We start from the raw sequence: 15879 nt of genomic DNA, 5'->3' as shown, positions 1-15879 counted from the left end.
ACCACGGCGAGAGATGAAAGGTTTAATGAACGACATCACGGCGGGCGCGCTTTTGCGTTGATCGTTCCCACGCTCTGGGTGGGAACGATAGAAGGGATCTGTCTACTTCAAGTTGCCGCTGAGAAACTGCTTGAGCCGTTCGCTCCTGGGATTGCCCAGCACATCTTCCGGCGCGCCTTCTTCTTCCACCAGGCCTTGGTGCAGGAACAGCACCTGATTGGATACCTTGCGGGCGAAGCTCATCTCGTGGGTCACCATGATCATGGTCCGGCCTTCTTCCGCCAGGCCCTGGATTACCTTCAAGACTTCACCCACCAGTTCCGGGTCCAGCGCCGAGGTCGGCTCGTCGAACAACATGACCTCCGGCTCCATCGCCAAGGCGCGAGCAATCGCCACGCGCTGTTGCTGGCCACCCGACAGGAACGCCGGGTATTGCTCGGCAACGCGTGCCGGCAGGCCGACCTTGTCGAGATAACGGCGGGCGCGATCCTCGGCGTCCTGCTTGCTGACCCCCAGCACCCGGCGCGGCGCCATGGTGATGTTTTCCAGCACGGTCATGTGGCTCCACAGGTTAAAGTGCTGGAACACCATGGCCAGGCGCGTGCGGATGCGTTGCAGTTCGTCGGGGTCAGCCACGCGCATGCCGTGGTGATCCTTGATCATCTGGATCGATTGGCCGTCCAGGCTCATGGCGCCGTCGTTGGGCTGTTCCAGGAAGTTGATGCAGCGCAGGAAGGTGCTTTTGCCCGAGCCGCTGGCGCCGATCAGGCTGATGACGTCGCCGGTCCTGGCCTTGAGCGAAACCCCTTTGAGCACCTCGTGTTGGCCATAGCTTTTATGTAGGCCTTCGATGGTCAGTTTGTACATGGAACAGGCATCCTCAAGGCGAAAGTAGGTAGCCGCTGCGGTAGGCTTCGGTCCCGGCGACATGGGCGATGACCATGCCGGCAGTGGCCATGCGACGCAGCGAACGGGCGTATAGCAGCCCGGCATTACGGCAATGAACCGGTGTGACGGTGTCGTTGATCGGGTCGATGATTTGCGCAATCAGCTGTCCCGCTTCCAGATATTCGCCGGGCATGGCGCTGTAGACCAGCAGGCCGCCGACCGGGGTGGTCACCGGTTCGACACCGGCCAATGGGGTGGCCGGGTAGGGCAGCTCGGGCAGCGGCATCGGCTCGCCCTCGATGGCGCCGAAGTGAATCAGGTATTCGACCAGGGCCTGGCAATCGAGACTCGCCAGGCCATGGTTGACGTCGCCCTGGCCACGCAATTCGACGGTCACCGAAAAGCTGCCGAGGGGAATCTCGAACTGCTCGCCGAAACGTTCCTTGAGTTGCCACCAGAGCAGCGTAAAGCATTCATCGAACGACTGTCCGCCCGAATCGGTGGCCAGCAGGCTGGCCTCGGCACCGATGTAGCGGGCCAGCGGCTCGACCTGGGGCCAGGCTTGCGGCGTGGTGTAAAGGTGCGCGACGGCTTCGAAATCGCAATGCAGGTCCAGCACCATGTCGGCGTCGCAGGCCAGTCGCTGCAGGACCAGGCGCTGGGATTGCAGTTGCGTGCTGGCGGTTTGCCGGTTCAGAGCGTCACGCAGGCTGGTGCGGATCAGCAATAGGTTGTGCTGCGGGTCGTCGGTGAGCAAGCCTTCGATTTCGTTGCCGATCTCTTCACTCAAGTCGACGAACCGGCGGTTGAAGTTCTGTCCGCTTTCCAACTCGTAGCGGCCCAGGGGCACGTCCATCAGCACTTGTTCAAGGCCGATGGGATTGGCGACCGGCACCAGCACGATCTCGTGCTGCAGGTGCCCCGACGCTTCGAGTTCGGCCAGGCGCTGCTTGAGGTGCCAAGCCACCAGCATGCCCGGCAATTCGTCGGCGTGCAGGGAGGCCTGGATGTAGATTTTGCCGACCGCTTTTTCCGGGCCGAAGTGAAAACTGTGGATCTTGCGTGCGGTCCCCGGCAGCGGGGCCAACAGGTCATGAATCTGGTGGCGCATTTACGTGGGTGTCCTGGGAGCGGAAGCTTTAGTGAGTCGGCCCTAGAAAAGCCAGCCAGCGACGCTCGGCGAGGCGGAAGAGGCCGACCAGTGCAAACGTGACGGTCAGGTAGATCAACGCGGCAATCCCGAACGACTGGAACGTCATGAAAGTCGCCGAGTTGGCATCCCGGGCGACTTTCAGCACGTCTGGAACGGTAGCGGTGAAAGCCACCGTCGTCGAATGCAGCATCAGAATCACTTCGTTGCTGTAATACGGCAGCGAGCGACGCAGCGCCGAAGGCATGATCACATAGGTGTAGAGCTTCCAGCCGGTCAACCCGTAAGCCTTGGCCGCTTCGACTTCACCATGGTTCATGCTGCGAATTGCCCCGGCGAAAATCTCCGTGGTATAGGCGCAGGTGTTCAAGGCGAACGCCAGGATCGTGCAGTTCATCGCGTCGCGAAAGAAACTGTCGAGCAGGGGTTGGGCGCGCACCGCCTCGATGCTGTAGATGCCGGTGTAGCAGATCAGCAGCTGGATGTAGAGCGGTGTCCCACGAAACAGATAGGTGTAGAACTGCACCGGCCAACGCACGTAGACCTTGGGCGAAACCCGGGCAATGGACAATGGAATCGACACCACGAAGCCGATCAACAGCGAGGCGCTGAGCAGCCACAGGGTCATGGCCAGGCCGGTGATGTGGGTGCCGTCGCTGTAGAGGAACGGCCGCCAGTATTCTTGCAGGAGTTCGATCATCGCACCGCCTCCCGGGCTCCGGCGGCGTAGCGACGTTCAAGCCAGCGCAGGATGAAATTGGACGCGCTGGTGATCAACAGGTAGATCAGCGCCGCCAGCACCAGGAAGTAAAACAGCTGGTAGGTGCTCTTGCCCGCATCCTGGGCGGCCTTGACCAAGTCAGCCAGGCCAATGATCGACACCAGGGCGGTGGCCTTGAGCATGACCATCCAGTTGTTGCCAATGCCCGGCAGGGCAAATCGCATCATCTGTGGGAACACCACGAAGCGAAAGCGCTGGCCACGCTTTAGGCCATAAGCCGTGGCGGCTTCCACTTGCCCGCGAGGCACCGCGAGGATCGCCCCGCGAAACGTCTCGGTGAAGTACGCGCCATAAATGAAGCCCAGGGTGATCACCCCGGCGCCGAATGGGTTGATCTCGATGTATTCCCATTCCATGAAATCGGTAAAAGAAGTCAGCCAGGTTTGCAGGCTGTAGAAAATCAGCAGCATCAGCACCAGGTCCGGTACGCCGCGAATGAGCGTGGTGTAGAGCTGGGCCGGGATACGCAGCAGCTTGACGCTGGACAGCTTGGCACTGGCGCCCAGCAGGCCGAGCAAGACGCTTAGCAACAGCGACAGTACCGCCAGTTTGATCGTCATCCAGGTGCCCTGCATCAGCAGCGGGCCAAAGCCCTGCAGGCTCAAGGCCGAGAGCCCCAGATTTTGTAGGAGTTGTTCGAACATGGAAGGTGCCTTTGGCAGAAAAAAAGTGCCCACCCGAGGCCGGGTGGGCACTGCACATTATTTGCCGCTGTACAGATTCAGATCGCCAAAGTGTTTTTTCTGGATCTCGGCGTATTTGCCGTCGTCGTGTAACGCTTTGATACCTTTGTCCAAAAGCGCCTTCAGCTCTTTGTTACCTTTCTTGATACCGATGGCGGTCTTGGATGGCAGCAGTTCGCTGTCGACCGGCTGGCTGACTTCATAGCCTTCGCCTTTTGGCGACTTCAGGAAGCCCAGCTCGGCCTGGAGCATGTCCTGGATCGCGGCGTCGAGGCGGCCGGAGGTCAGGTCAGCGTAAACCTGATCCTGGTTCTGATAGGCCTGGGTCTTGACGCCGGCCTTATCCAATACGGCCTTGGCGTAGGTTTCCTGGATGGTGCCTTGCTCATAGCCGACGGTCTTGCCCTTGAGCGAGGCAACGTCTGCGCTCAGGCCCGAACCCTTCTTGAAGACATAGGCCGTTGGGCCGGAGAACAGCTCGCTGGAGAAGTCGATGACTTTTTCGCGGGCCGGGGTCACTGTCATGGACGAGATCACACCGTCGAATTTATTGGCCTTGAGGCCTGGGATCATGCCGTCGAAATCGCTTTCGACCCATTTGCATTTGACCTTCAGCTCTTCGCAGATGGCATTGCCCAAGTCGATGTCGAAACCTACCAGGCTGCCATCGGCGGACTTGGATTCGAACGGGGCGTAGGACGGATCGACACCAAAACGCAGTTCCTTGTATTCCTTGGCCGTGGCAACGCCAGCAGCCATGCACAACGCCAGTGCAGAAAGGGTCAGCAGTGCTTTTTTCATTATTGAGTCCCTAAAACCAATTTGAGCGCTTGTGGCGCATAAGTTGTTACCGGTGAAGGTCTGAACGGTATGACGGCATAAAGGTAGCAATTTCCGAACCATAGTGCCGAACAAGTGTTTTAAAAGCACGGGCGGCGGTGGACGGAACGCGATGGTGCGCGAGCGTGAGCGTACATCAAAAAGCGCACCGGGATGGAGCATGCTGTGCGTTGGCTTATGGCAAGGCAGCGAGGGCTATTTCAGCAGGTCCTGCAGCGTTGCCAGGGTGTCCGCTTCTTCGACGGCTTTATCCTGGCGCCAGCGCAACATCCGCGGAAACCGTACCGCGATGCCGCTTTTGTGGCGCTTGGACAAGGCGATGCCTTCGAAACCCAGCTCGAACACCAAGGTCGGCGTCACGCTGCTCACCGGGCCGAATTTTTCCACGGTGGTCTTGCGCACGATGCTGTCGACCTGGCGCATTTGCTCGTCGGTCAGCCCCGAATAGGCCTTGGCAAACGGCACCAGGGTGCGCTCGCGGCTGCCGGGCGGGTTGTCCCACACGGCGAACGTGTAGTCGCTGTACAGGCTGGCGCGGCGGCCATGGCCGCGCTGGGCATAGATCAACACCGCGTCGACACTGAACGGGTCGATTTTCCACTTCCACCACACGCCCATGTCCTTGGTCCGGCCGACGCCATACAGCGCGTTGCGGGCCTTGAGCATCATGCCCTCGACGCCGAGGCTGCGGGATGCCTCGCGCTGGCGGGCGAGGTCGAGCCAATCCTCGCCCGTCACAATGGGCGACGGCAGCAGCACCGGGCTGTGGCAGCGGCCGATCAACGTTTCCAGCTGCTCGCGGCGTTCGGCCTGTGGCCGGCTGCGCCAATCCTTGCCTTGCCATTCCAGCAGGTCATAGGCCATGACCACCACCGGGGCGTCTTCAAGCACTTTCTTGTTCAGCGTCTTGCGGCCGATGCGTTGTTGCAACAGCGCGAAGGGCTGCACCGCCGGTTGCAGCGGTGCTTCTGGATCAAAGGCATCCTCAGTGACGGACTGCGGCGCTTTCCAGACGACGATTTCTCCATCGATCACCGTGCCGTCGGGCAGGGCCTGCGCCAATGAATGCAATTCGGGGAATCGCTCAGTGACCAGGTCTTCTCCTCGTGACCAGACCCACAAGTGGCCGTCGCGCTTGATCACCTGGGCGCGGATGCCATCCCATTTCCATTCCACTTGCCAGTCGCTGGCCGGTCCCAGCAGGGCGTCGAATTGTTCCACCGGTTGCGACAAGGCGTGGGCCAGGAAGAATGGATAAGGCTGCCCGCCGCGCTGGGCATGTTCATCGTCGGACTCGGCAGCGATCAGCTTGAGGTAACTGACCGCTGTCGGACGGTGGGACAGGTCGGTATAGCCCACCAAGCGCTGAGCCACCCGTTTGCTGTCCAAGCCAGCCATGGTGGCCAACGCCCGAGTCACCAGCAGCTTGGACACACCGACGCGGAAACTGCCGGTGATGAGTTTGATGCAGAGCATCAGGCTCGGCCGGTCGAGCTGTGCCCAGAGGGCCGGGAGCCGTTCGGACAGCACCTCGGGCGGCGCGCCTCGCAACGGCAGCAGTTTTTCCTCGATCCACGACGCCAGGCCTTCATCGGAGCTGTGGGGCGATTCGGGCAATACCAGCGAGATGGTTTCCGCAAGATCGCCCACGGCCTGGTAACTTTCCTCGAACAGCCACAGTGATAATCCAGACACCTGGACCGCCAGTTCCCGGAGGATTTTTACCGGCACCAACTGCCGTGGCCGGCCACCGGAGAGAAAGTACACGGCCCAAGCGGCGTCCTCGGGCGGCGCCTTGCTGAAGTAATCCTGCATGGCGGCAAGCTTGGCATTGCTGGAGGTGGTCGCATCCAACTCGGCATACAGTTCGGCGAAGGCTTTCATGAGGCCTCCGCGCCAGTGTCGACTGCCGACACGCTGTCTTCTTCGTCGTCGCCGTATTCCGTGGTAAAGCCCTGGGCATCGAGGCCTTGCTCGCGCAGATGGCGCACCAGCACGCCGACCGAACCGTGGGTGACCATGACCCGTTCGGCGCCGGTCTGTTCGATGGCCCAGAGCAGGCCTGGCCAATCGGCGTGGTCGGACAGCACGAATCCCCGGTCCACGCCACGGCGACGACGGGTACCCCGCAAGCGCATCCAGCCGCTGGCGAAGGCGTCGCTGTAATCGCCGAAACGACGTACCCACGTGCTGCCGCTGGTGGACGGCGGGGCGATGATCAGTGCCTGGCCCATGATCGGATCGTTCTTCTTCACATCCCCAGCGTAAATCGTCGGCGGCAGGTGCACACCGGCCTCGCGATAGACCCGGTTCAGCGGTTCCACCGCCCCGTGGGCGAGGATCGGTCCCAGGCTTGCATCAATGCCGTGGAGAATTCGCTGCGCCTTGCCGAAGGAGTAGCAGAACAACACGCTGGCCCGGCCTGCGGCAATATTCCCGCGCCACCACTGGTTGATTTCGTCGAAGATTTGCGCCTGGGGCTGCCAGCGATAGATCGGCAGGCCGAAGGTGGATTCGGTGATGAACGTGTGACATTTCACCGGCTCGAATGGCGCGCAAGTGCCGTCGGGCTCGACTTTGTAGTCGCCGGACGCCACCCATACCTCGCCTTGGTATTCCAGCCGGACCTGGGCTGAACCCAGTACATGGCCGGCGGGATGAAAACTCAGGGTGACGCCATGATGCTGCAGGCGTTCGTCGTAGGGCAGGGTTTGCAGATTGATGTCTTGGCCCAGCCGCGAACGCAGGATGCCTTCGCCGGGGGCCGCTGCCAGGTAGTGCTGGTTGCCGCCACGGGCATGGTCGCCGTGGGCGTGGGTGATGACCGAGCGCTCCACCGCACGCCACGGGTCGATGTAGAAATCTCCCGGCGGGCAATACAGGCCTTCGGGGCGGGCAATGACAAGATCCATGCGTTTACCGGGGCGATGGGCTTGTCAGGTAGAGGCGGGAGGCGCGGGAGAAGTTCGATCGGGTTTGGGCGGGCAGGATCAGGTGACAGGATGGACAAATGTGGCGAGGGGATAAATCCCCTCGCCACATTGGTGTATCTATTTCCCGGGCACCAGAGTCAACCGGGTCTTGCCGTACGCCCGGTCGAAGTTCTGCGGTTGCAATGGTAGGCTTTGATATTGACCTTTGATCCATGGATCGATGCCGTTCAGATAAGTCGGGCTGGCCGGGTTGCCCGACTGGCCGGCAGCGCTCTGGATCGTCAACGGTTCGGGCTGGCTGAAGTCCACGATAAAACGCGTGGCCGGCGCCAGGGTCGTGTTGAAGTCCTGGCCCCAGGCGAACGCGGCGGTATTGAGCGTGGTGGCATCGCCGCCGGCTGCCAGCGGGCCGCGTACGACCTGGCCACTGCCGTTCTTCCACTCATGGCGGTGCAGCTTGCCCCATTGCCAGGTGGCGCGGTCGCCGCCCAATTGGTTCTCCCCGGCGCTGATGGCCGCTGCCAGGCTGCGGGCCAGGATGACGGCCTTGTCTTCCTTCTGCGGCGTGCGCACATCGTCCCAGAACGGACTGTCCTCGCGACTCAGCAAATGATCGGCCTGGGCCGAGTAGGACAACTGGCCGTTGGCGACCAGCGCTTTCCAGGCCGGGCTGCCTTCCGGGCCCAATTCGTCGAGGAAAATCTGCTTCATGCTTTCTTGCAGGAACAACTCATAGATCGCTGCGTCGGTGGAGACCGGACTGAGCCGGCCGTCGAACGCCATCAAGCGGGTATAAGCCTCGCGAGCCTTGGCCCGGTCCGCCACCGGCAGGGCCTCAATCGCTTGTTTGAGCGGCTGGGCCATGCCCGGGGCTTCGAAGACTTTCTTGAGCTTGGCCGCGAACGTCGTGGTCTGGTCATATTGCATGGCGCTCAGGCTGCGGGCGTCGTGCTTGCCCGCGCCGGCCAGCTCGGCCATGCGCTCGCCACGCTCCGGCGCCGCCCAGGAATTGGACAGTTGCATGCCGTAGCCATGGGGAATGACGCGCTGGTTGGTGGTGCCGAGCCAGCCCTGGGCTGGATCCTGGTCGTAGGGATGCAGCATCGGATCGGCGTAACCATCCCAATCGTAGCGACCTTCCCAGCCTGGCGATGGCAGCAGGCCTTCGCCTTCGCGGCGGTTCGGATAGCGGCCAGTGACTTGCCAGCCGATGTTGCGGGCATCGGCGAAGACCATGTTCACCGCCATGGCACGGATTTCCCGGCTGGCATCGGATGCCTTCTCGACACTCTGGGCGCGTGACAGATCGAAGAACGCGTCCAGGGTCTTGTCATCAGTGAAGCTCGGCAGTTGAAGGGCCAGTCCGAAACCATTGGCCATGGCCAGGCCTTGGGCGCTATTGAGCAACGGACCGTGGCGGGTTTCGTACACGGCTTCGCGTATAGGCCGTTGTCCCTTGATGAAGTAGGTTTCGTTGCGCACGGTCACTGGCTGCCATTTGCCATTGACTTCGTAGGACAACCCATTGCCCTGGCGTCGGATCTTTTCCAGGAAGAGATCCTGGTTGTCGCCCAGCACGCTGGTCATGCTCCAGGCCACGTTACCGTTGAAGCCCGCCAGGATCATGGGGACGCCTGCCACGGACAGCCCGGCGGCCTGGTATTTGGGCGCGCGGATCTGCACCGGGCTCCAGAGCGACGGTACGCCCAGCGGTCCCTGGCTGTCGCTTGCCAGCAGGCTCTTGCCGTTGCGGCTGCGCTGCGGGGCGATGGCCCAGTTATTCGCGGAGGCTGCGCCCAGCAGGTTCAGGTCGGCCAGTTGAGTGCCCGCCTTGCTGATTTCATCCAGGCCGGGAACCTGGCCATTGAGCCGCACGCCCTGAAGCTTTTCGGCTTCCGCCAAGGGCAGTGGCTCATCCGGGTAGGACGGGCTCAGCCAAGCCAATTTGTCGTGGGTAACGGTCTGGGCAAGCACCAGTGCCTCGACCTCTTCCGGCAGGTTGGCCGACTGGCTGAAGTTCAACAGACAGAAGATCAGTGCCGAGTCTTCCGGTTTCCAGTATTCGGGTTTGTAGCCGGTGGCGGCGAGGTCCGAAGGCAGTTTGTCGCGATAGCGGAACAGGTAGGCATTGACGCCGCGCGCATACACTTCGAAGAAACGCTTGAGGCGTGGTGAAGATGCCTTGTACAGCTCGTCGGCGCTTTTCTTCAGGTTCACCGCGCGCATATAGCGATCGACATCCAGCCGCTCGGCGCCGGACATCTCCGCCAATCGGCCCTGGGCAAGCAGGCGCAGGGTCGTCATTTGCGTGATCCGGTCGCTGGCATGGACATAGCCGAGGGCAAACAGGGCGTCATGAAAACTGTTGCTTTCAATCAGCGGCATGCCCATGGCGTTGCGCCGGATCGAGACATTTTGCGCCAGCCCCTTGAGCGGTTGTACACCGGTGGCGGGTGGGACCGTGTCCTGGGTATTCCAGGCCTGGCAACCGCTCAGACCGAGCACGCTGGCCACTGCTGCGGCAACGCCGAGCTTGGGAAAGAACGAAATAGAGGCTGGCGAGGCCATGGCAAAGCTCCTGCGGGAGGGGGTAGCACCAATAAAGGCGCTACGTTAGTGAGCGGGAGGAGGGCGCGCAAGCGGGGGCTGGGGTTATTTGTTGATTTGGCGATGAAAGCCCGGGGCAGGCGCTTTCGACACAGGCCGATGGAGGGCTTGCTTGTAGGAAACGGTGATGCTCAAGTGTGGAAAATCAATGACCGAGCATGAGAAGACCGGCATGGAATTACAGGAAAACGCAGCACTGATCCTCATCGACCAACAAAAAGGCATCCTCGAACCCAGGCTCGGCCGTCGCAACAATCCCCAGGCGGAGCTGCGCATGCTGGCGTTGCTTGCTCACTGGCGAGGTTCGGCGCGGCCGGTCTTCCACGTCCATCATTTGTCCCGCTCTCCCGAGTCAGTCTTCTGGCCCGGTCAGTCAGGCGTGGACGTCCAGCAGCGCTTCGCGCCGGTGGCCGGGGAAAGTCTGGTTCAAAAGCAGGTGCCGGACGCCTTCTGCGGCACGGACCTGGAAGCGCAGCTGCGGGGCGTCGGGATCTCGCAACTGGTGATCGTCGGTGTGGCCACGAACAATTCGGTGGAGTCCACCGCTCGTACGGCCGGCAATATGGGGTTCGATACCTGGGTGGCCGAGGACGCCTGTTACACCTTCGACAAGGCCGATTACTTCGGCAATGCCCGTTCAGCGGCCGAGGTGCACGCCATGTCCTTGGGGAACCTGAACGGGGAGTATGCAACGGTGGTGAATGTGGAGCGGATTCTGCAGGCGGGCTGATAAAAATGCAGATCGGTTGCGGCGGCGTCATCGCGAGCAAGCTCGCAATGACGTTTAGCCGACGAAAAAGCTTATCGCCTGGGCCATCAAGCCCCGTGGCACTTCTTGAACTTCTTGCCGTTGCCGCAAGGGCAAGGGTCGTTGCGACCGACGTCTTTCAGGGCATTGCGCACGGGCTCCTGATGAGCGTGGCCGCAATTGGGGCCGTGGACATGGCCGTGATCATGATCGTGGTGATGGTCATGATCGTGGTCGCAATCAGGGCCATGGACATGGGGTTGTTGGGTCATCGGGGGTCACTCCGCAATTAAATCGGCGGCGATTATCACGCCATTGCGTTCCAAGTGCACGTAGTCAGCGATGAATAAACCGGTTTCCAGCTCACCTTCCAGACGATAGGGGATCTGCTGCCGGGGTTTCTCGAGCATTTTCACCACTTCCCGGACCTGCGGCCACAGGTTGGTGCGGATCGGCACCTTGAAGTAAGCGCTGTGTCGGGGACGGACGGTGAACCAGTGTTCATGTTCGCCTTCGGTCAGCAGCAGGTCGCCCAGGTGGATCCGGTAGGTCAGGCCGCGTACGGTGAGATCACTGTCGCCGGGGTTATCGACCCGAAAGTGCAACGTGAACTTCTGCTCCAGCAACCGGGCCCGCACCACCTCGACCTTGACCAGATGCACCTGCGGCTCGGGCGTTTCGTCACCTCTCCAGGACGCGCAACCGCCAAGCCCGATGAACAGCAGCAGGCAAGTGATGCGTAAAAACTGTGATGGCTGTGTCATGTCCGTGCCTCTGGTTTATACCCAGTCTAGTCTTCTGACCGGCGGGCGAGCGTCGGACGCTTGCGAAACTAACGGGTGAAGTAAGCGGCGCAGCACTTCTTGAATTTATGTCCGCTGCCACACGGGCAACTGTCGTTGCGGCCGGTCTTGACCGGCACGGTCGGGTCGATGAAATACCAGCGACCGCCGTTCTGCACGAACGAAGAACGTTCCCGGTGGCTGTGTTCGCCTTGGCCGTCATGCCAGCGCGCCGTGAATGTGACAAACGCGTGTTCCGGCTGGCCGCCGAACACTTCGCTGCTTTCGACGTCCAGCCCCAGCCAGGTGCTGCCGGCGCTCCATTCGGCGATGGAATGACGGTCGAGACCGTCCTGCTGCGCGGGCAGGGTTGTGCTGACCAGATAATCCACCAGGCCCAACACGTAGGCGCTATAGCGCGAGCGCATCAAGGCTTCGGCGCAGGGCGCCGGGTGGCCGTCGTGATAATGGCCGCAGCAGGCGTCCAACGGATTGCCGCTGCCGCAGGGGCAAATGGGTGTGTGCATGGGTGTGTTCACCGCTACCACCAATATTTTCCAAAGTTTTCCGGGTTGGCCCAGAAACGTGAGTTGAGCCAGTCGGGGACTTGTTTGTATTCAAGCAGATCGTAGGTAAACAGGGTCAGCACCTGATCTTCGCGCTGGAACCGCTCGCTGGCCTGCAGCGCCAGCGAGAAAAAGTCTGTCTCTTGCCATCCGCAGGCGTCGAGGTCCGCCAGCACGGCGATCCGGCTGGCGTTGAGATTGCGGATGCCACCCAACAGGTTAAGACCATCGCGCTTGGGCAAATGCTCCAGGCAATCGAGCGCCAGGGCCAGGTCAAAACGTCGCGCCGCCACCTCCGCCGGCAGCACGCCTGGGCTGGCGTGGACGACCTCGGTATCGGGGTGCGCTTGTTGGAACGCCTTGAGCGCAGGAAAACTGCTGGCGCCGATCAGCAAGAGCCTTTGCGGGGCGTAACGGTCGAGTACGGCAGCCAGGGCTTGCTGGGGCGTACGCGAAGAAATGGCAACGGTCATCGAAGTTCCTCAGTCAGAACCGCCACGATAGCCTGCCCGCACAGCATGGCCTAGAGCGGTTTGTCCCTGAATGTGCGCAAACGTCGCAAACACGGGGTGAAAACCCGCGATTGCTCAGGCTGGCGCAGATCCGAAGTCGGGTCTTTACTCCCCTGAATCGGCGACAAGCCGATCCTTCAAGGAGAAACCCGATGAGCATAGTTCGGACAGCGTTACCCCTGGTTCTGCTAACCAGTGTGTTGACTGGTTGCGCAGGTTTGCAGAAAACCGACTGGCCGACTTGTGCGGCCGTTGGCGGAGCGATCGGCGCCGGATTAGGCGCAATAGAAAGTACATCCTGGGCTGGCGGCGGCGCGCTGTACGTTGGCGGCATGGCGGCAGCTTATTGCTGGGTCAAGGGCGACGGCGACGAGGATGGCGATGGTGTGCCGGACAGCCGTGACAAGTGCCCAGGCACACCGAAGGGCGTGCAGGTCGATGCCGACGGCTGCCCACCACCCGCCCCGGCCCCCGTGGTCGAGGAACCGGTCGTGGTGACGGAAGAAACCATCGTCGTGCGCGATGTGCATTTCGAGTTCAACAAAGCCACGTTGACGCCGACCGACAAGGAGGTGCTGAGCACCATCGCAACCCGCCTCAAGCAGGAAACGTCCACCGCGCAGCTGCGGGTGACGGGCCATACCGACAGCGTCGGCAGTGATGCCTACAATCAGAAACTGTCGGAAAAACGGGCCAACTCGGTCGTGCAATACCTGGTCGAAAGCGGCGTGCCTCGCGCCAGTTTCGTCACGGTATCCGGCGCTGGGGAAAGCCAGCCGGTGGCCGACAACAACACGCCCGATGGTCGCGCCATGAACCGTCGCACCGAAATCAAGATAAACCGCTGAAGCCCTTGTCGTCCGCGGCTTGTACAGTCGCGGATGCGGGTCTTTACTCCTGTGTGACCGGTATGGGCCGGTGACACAGGAGCTTTCACCATGAACGTTCTAATCAAAGTCGCCTTACCGGTGCTGCTGGCGAGCAGCCTGTTGTCCGGCTGCGCCACCCACAGCGACGGCAGCGCACCACTCAATCAACGTACCTGGCCAATCTGCAGCCTGCTCGGCGGACTCGTCGGCGGTGGGCTGGGTGCCATCAAAAGCAGCGGCTGGGCCGCCGGTGGAGCCGCTTTGGGCCTGATCGGTGGCGGCTTGATCTGCTACGCCCAGGATGGTGACGAAGACGACGACGGTGTGTTCGATCGTCGCGACCGTTGTCCCGATACGCCCGCCGATACCCCAGTCGAACACCACGGCTGCCCGCTGCCGCAATACCCCGCCAGCGTTCCGCAAGACGAACCCGAGACGCCGACCAGCGAAGTCATCACCCTTAATGACGCTGGCAAGGTGTTGTTCGATTTTGATCAATCCGATCTCACCGCCGCGGCACGAGGCCAACTCGATGGGCTGGTGGCGAAGTTGAGCCATGCCAACGTCGCCAGCATTCGTGTGGTGGGCCACACCGACAGTGTCGGCACCGAAACCTATAACGAGGGACTGTCCGAGCGCCGGGCCGGCAGTGTCGTGGAGTACCTGCTGACCCAGGGACTGGCGCCGGACAAACTCACCAGCGAAGGCAAGGGCGAAAGCGAGCCGGTGGCCGACAACGAGACCGACGAGGGGCGTGCGCAGAACCGTCGGGTTGAATTGCATATCCAGCGTTGAGCGCCGGGCCAGGGCTGTCGGGTCGTCGGAAGGCGAACCGCTGGCCCCGGTCTGGGATCAGATTAAATTTGCCGGGCCCTCTGGCTTATCCGCCGCGCATGCCGTTACTGTGCGTGCAAAGAATAATTCCCGAATGGGGGGCGTATGAAGGTGTTTTGGGGGCTGGGGCGCTTGCTGACCCTGCTGTTCTGGCTGGTGGTGCTGGTCAATCTGTTGATGCCGTTCGTCCATCCGCTGCATCTGTTGGTCAATTTCGCCGGGGCGCTGTTGCTGGCGGTCCATTTGCTCGAACTCTTGCTGTTCAGGGCGCAGTTTCGCGGACGTCCCGCGCCTGGCCGTGACCGCCTCCGAGTGCTGCTGTTCGGCATCTTTCACGTGCAAACCCTTCCGACCGCACCAGAGGCTTCCCATGCGTAAATTGTGTCTGCTCGCAGCATTTGTGTGCCCATGGGCTTGTGCCCAAGTGGTCCAGGTCGAAAGTCATTCGCTGATGCGTCTGCCCAACACGACCAGCGCGCTGGCCCTGGAGCGCTTGGACGTTGCCGATTACGGCACGCTGCTGGTGCCATCCAACGTTACCGAACTGTCCATCGGTCAGTTGCACTTGGGGCGCGAAGCGCGGATCGCAATCGTGCCAGCGCAACAGGTGCTGGAGATGAAAGTCACCCAGGCTGAAATGGCCGAAGGCAGCCAGATCACTGCGCGCGGCGCGCCAGGGACTTATACGAAGGCGGCACGCCCGGGGCGCAATCTCAATGTGCGCTTCAATGCGTTGAACGCGACGCTGCTGTCGGTGGACGCCCGTGGCGGAACCGGTGCGCCCGGTTACGTGGGGCTCGACGGTGCCAACGGGCAGGCGCCGGGTTGCACCTGGGGTTCGGCCGGTCGCGGCGCCGACGGCAGCAATGGCGGCGATGGCCAGGCCGGTGCGGCCGGTGCGCTGGTGCGCCTGGAACTACCCCGAGAATACCCCGACGAACGCATCAAGGTCGCGGTGGATGGCGGCGCCGGAGGCGCACCTGGGGCGGGTGGCAAGCCCGGCGCGGGAGGCAAGGCCAAGGGGTGCCTGGTCTATACCGCCGACGGCGGCAAGAGGGGTCGCCCTGGCACCGATGGCCAGCCGGGGCCAGCCGGCGCGCCAGGGGCGGTGACGGTGCAGCGGTTCTGAGGAACGTCAGACGGGTGGGAGCGCGTGCGCCCCCGCTTGTCGATGACGCTCTTTCAGAACATCGGTCTTGCCGCGCCAAGCGCCACCACCAGCAGCCCGATCAACAGGTTGATGCCCACCAACCGACGGATCTTGCCCAGCACCGCCGCGCCCGTCGGCCAGTCCTGCGCGGCTACCGCGCTACGCAACGACGGCAGTTGCAAGGCCTGGATGCGGATGAACAGCGCCGTCATCACCACGTACAGCCCCATCATTACCTGCACATAACGCGGCGCGGTTTCGAAGCCGGCGAAGCGTAGATGGATCAGGCCGACGCCACTGATCGGCAGAATCGCCACGGCGACCCACACCCAGACAAAAAAACGCTGAAACACTTCTACCCACAACGTGAGCCGTGCAGGGCCTTCAAGGGCCGTCATTGCGGCGGGACGAAGGATCATCCAGGCGAAAAACATGCCGCCGACCCAGACCAGGGCCGCCAGTAAATGCAGGGTGTAGACGAGGGCAAAGGGTGTCATTGGGTCACTCCGTTCTGCGCAGGATTGATTAGCGGGGTA

General features: G+C 62.0%; 18 protein-coding genes. 5 read left to right on the top strand and 13 right to left on the bottom strand.

All coding sequences use genetic code 11. The annotated features are described in order from the left end of the window. Positions 1-102 precede the first annotated feature (102 nt). From J3P82_RS20175 to J3P82_RS20140, 8 genes are all read right to left on the bottom strand, one after another. The gene (locus J3P82_RS20175; protein WP_434558383.1) at positions 103-867 is read right to left on the bottom strand and encodes an ABC transporter ATP-binding protein; all 765 of its coding nucleotides are present in this window, start codon (positions 865-867) and stop codon (positions 103-105) included. A 13-nt stretch (positions 868-880) separates the two neighbouring features. Continuing rightward, positions 881-1999, bottom strand: a complete 1119-nt coding sequence (locus J3P82_RS20170; RefSeq protein ID WP_434558382.1) for a succinylglutamate desuccinylase/aspartoacylase family protein — start codon at positions 1997-1999, stop codon at positions 881-883. A gap of 28 nt (positions 2000-2027) precedes the next feature. Further along, complete coding sequence (locus tag J3P82_RS20165; RefSeq protein WP_434558381.1) at positions 2028-2738, bottom strand: ABC transporter permease; 711 nt, start codon at positions 2736-2738, stop codon at positions 2028-2030. Then, entirely contained in the window at positions 2735-3463 is a 729-nt protein-coding gene (locus J3P82_RS20160) for an ABC transporter permease (protein ID WP_434558380.1), read from the bottom strand. Before J3P82_RS20160 ends, J3P82_RS20165 begins: the two co-directional genes overlap by 4 nt. Before the next feature lie 57 nt (positions 3464-3520). Beyond that, positions 3521-4303 (bottom strand): transporter substrate-binding domain-containing protein, encoded by a 783-nt coding sequence (locus J3P82_RS20155; protein WP_434558379.1) that lies wholly within the window; start codon positions 4301-4303, stop codon positions 3521-3523. A 234-nt stretch (positions 4304-4537) separates the two neighbouring features. After that, a complete protein-coding gene (locus J3P82_RS20150; RefSeq protein ID WP_434558378.1) occupies positions 4538-6226 on the bottom strand; it encodes an ATP-dependent DNA ligase in 1689 nt (562 codons plus the stop codon). Then, positions 6223-7254: a ligase-associated DNA damage response exonuclease gene (locus tag J3P82_RS20145; protein WP_434558377.1), complete on the bottom strand. Its 1032-nt coding sequence runs from the start codon at positions 7252-7254 to the stop codon at positions 6223-6225. The genes J3P82_RS20150 and J3P82_RS20145 overlap by 4 nt, the downstream gene beginning before the upstream one ends. Before the next feature lie 138 nt (positions 7255-7392). Next, entirely contained in the window at positions 7393-9843 is a 2451-nt protein-coding gene (locus tag J3P82_RS20140) for a penicillin acylase family protein (protein ID WP_434558376.1), read from the bottom strand. 211 nt (positions 9844-10054) lie between these two features. On the opposite strand from J3P82_RS20140, the gene J3P82_RS20135 reads away from it, so the two are divergent. Continuing rightward, positions 10055-10612, top strand: coding sequence for a cysteine hydrolase family protein (locus J3P82_RS20135; RefSeq protein WP_434563913.1), 558 nt, complete (start codon positions 10055-10057; stop codon positions 10610-10612). A gap of 86 nt (positions 10613-10698) precedes the next feature. On the opposite strand, the gene J3P82_RS20130 is transcribed toward J3P82_RS20135, so the two are convergent. From J3P82_RS20130 to J3P82_RS20115, 4 genes are all read right to left on the bottom strand, one after another. Beyond that, positions 10699-10902 carry an SEC-C metal-binding domain-containing protein gene (locus J3P82_RS20130; RefSeq protein WP_186615305.1) on the bottom strand — a complete coding sequence of 68 codons (204 nt, stop codon included), beginning with the start codon at positions 10900-10902 and terminating at the stop codon, positions 10699-10701. Positions 10903-10908: 6 nt separating this feature from the next. Next, complete coding sequence (locus J3P82_RS20125) at positions 10909-11394, bottom strand: LEA type 2 family protein (protein WP_434558375.1); 486 nt, start codon at positions 11392-11394, stop codon at positions 10909-10911. A gap of 68 nt (positions 11395-11462) precedes the next feature. Next, complete coding sequence (locus tag J3P82_RS20120; protein ID WP_434558374.1) at positions 11463-11939, bottom strand: YchJ family protein; 477 nt, start codon at positions 11937-11939, stop codon at positions 11463-11465. A 14-nt stretch (positions 11940-11953) separates the two neighbouring features. Beyond that, complete coding sequence (locus J3P82_RS20115) at positions 11954-12451, bottom strand: DUF6231 family protein (protein ID WP_434558373.1); 498 nt, start codon at positions 12449-12451, stop codon at positions 11954-11956. A gap of 191 nt (positions 12452-12642) precedes the next feature. Here J3P82_RS20115 and J3P82_RS20110 point away from each other — a divergent pair, with 191 nt between their 5' ends. From J3P82_RS20110 to J3P82_RS20095, 4 genes are all read left to right on the top strand, one after another. Then, on the top strand, positions 12643-13338 hold the full coding sequence (locus J3P82_RS20110) for an OmpA family protein (RefSeq protein WP_434558372.1): 696 nt from the start codon (positions 12643-12645) through the stop codon (positions 13336-13338). A gap of 90 nt (positions 13339-13428) precedes the next feature. Further along, on the top strand, positions 13429-14154 hold the full coding sequence (locus J3P82_RS20105; RefSeq protein ID WP_434558371.1) for an OmpA family protein: 726 nt from the start codon (positions 13429-13431) through the stop codon (positions 14152-14154). Between the two features lie 144 nt (positions 14155-14298). Further along, a complete protein-coding gene (locus J3P82_RS20100) occupies positions 14299-14571 on the top strand; it encodes a DUF1145 domain-containing protein (protein WP_186615315.1) in 273 nt (90 codons plus the stop codon). Continuing rightward, positions 14564-15322, top strand: a complete 759-nt coding sequence (locus J3P82_RS20095; RefSeq protein WP_434558370.1) for a collagen-like protein — start codon at positions 14564-14566, stop codon at positions 15320-15322. Before J3P82_RS20100 ends, J3P82_RS20095 begins: the two co-directional genes overlap by 8 nt. 53 nt (positions 15323-15375) lie before the next feature. Here J3P82_RS20095 and J3P82_RS20090 read toward each other — a convergent pair whose 3' ends face one another. Next, on the bottom strand, positions 15376-15840 hold the full coding sequence (locus J3P82_RS20090) for a CopD family protein (protein WP_434558369.1): 465 nt from the start codon (positions 15838-15840) through the stop codon (positions 15376-15378). Positions 15841-15879: the final 39 nt, after the last annotated feature.

The sequence above is a fragment of the Pseudomonas sp. Z4-20 genome, from assembly GCF_051131955.1.
Lineage (GTDB): Bacteria > Pseudomonadota > Gammaproteobacteria > Pseudomonadales > Pseudomonadaceae > Aquipseudomonas > Aquipseudomonas marvdashtae.
Note: the sequence above shows the minus strand (reverse complement) of the source record. Positions and strands in the feature narration are given on the sequence as shown.

Coding starts and splice junctions, on each gene's coding strand:
- J3P82_RS20095 (WP_434558370.1), top strand. CDS start 14,564: ATGCGTAAATTGTGTCTGCTCGCAGCATTTGTGTGCCCATGGGCTTGT.
- J3P82_RS20105 (WP_434558371.1), top strand. CDS start 13,429: ATGAACGTTCTAATCAAAGTCGCCTTACCGGTGCTGCTGGCGAGCAGC.
- J3P82_RS20125 (WP_434558375.1), bottom strand. CDS start 11,394: ATGACACAGCCATCACAGTTTTTACGCATCACTTGCCTGCTGCTGTTC.
- J3P82_RS20160 (WP_434558380.1), bottom strand. CDS start 3,463: ATGTTCGAACAACTCCTACAAAATCTGGGGCTCTCGGCCTTGAGCCTG.
- J3P82_RS20100 (WP_186615315.1), top strand. CDS start 14,299: ATGAAGGTGTTTTGGGGGCTGGGGCGCTTGCTGACCCTGCTGTTCTGG.
- J3P82_RS20165 (WP_434558381.1), bottom strand. CDS start 2,738: ATGATCGAACTCCTGCAAGAATACTGGCGGCCGTTCCTCTACAGCGAC.
- J3P82_RS20140 (WP_434558376.1), bottom strand. CDS start 9,843: ATGGCCTCGCCAGCCTCTATTTCGTTCTTTCCCAAGCTCGGCGTTGCC.
- J3P82_RS20115 (WP_434558373.1), bottom strand. CDS start 12,451: ATGACCGTTGCCATTTCTTCGCGTACGCCCCAGCAAGCCCTGGCTGCC.
- J3P82_RS20170 (WP_434558382.1), bottom strand. CDS start 1,999: ATGCGCCACCAGATTCATGACCTGTTGGCCCCGCTGCCGGGGACCGCA.
- J3P82_RS20110 (WP_434558372.1), top strand. CDS start 12,643: ATGAGCATAGTTCGGACAGCGTTACCCCTGGTTCTGCTAACCAGTGTG.
- J3P82_RS20175 (WP_434558383.1), bottom strand. CDS start 867: ATGTACAAACTGACCATCGAAGGCCTACATAAAAGCTATGGCCAACAC.
- J3P82_RS20130 (WP_186615305.1), bottom strand. CDS start 10,902: ATGACCCAACAACCCCATGTCCATGGCCCTGATTGCGACCACGATCAT.
- J3P82_RS20135 (WP_434563913.1), top strand. CDS start 10,055: ATGGAATTACAGGAAAACGCAGCACTGATCCTCATCGACCAACAAAAA.
- J3P82_RS20090 (WP_434558369.1), bottom strand. CDS start 15,840: ATGACACCCTTTGCCCTCGTCTACACCCTGCATTTACTGGCGGCCCTG.
- J3P82_RS20120 (WP_434558374.1), bottom strand. CDS start 11,939: ATGCACACACCCATTTGCCCCTGCGGCAGCGGCAATCCGTTGGACGCC.
- J3P82_RS20155 (WP_434558379.1), bottom strand. CDS start 4,303: ATGAAAAAAGCACTGCTGACCCTTTCTGCACTGGCGTTGTGCATGGCT.
- J3P82_RS20150 (WP_434558378.1), bottom strand. CDS start 6,226: ATGAAAGCCTTCGCCGAACTGTATGCCGAGTTGGATGCGACCACCTCC.
- J3P82_RS20145 (WP_434558377.1), bottom strand. CDS start 7,254: ATGGATCTTGTCATTGCCCGCCCCGAAGGCCTGTATTGCCCGCCGGGA.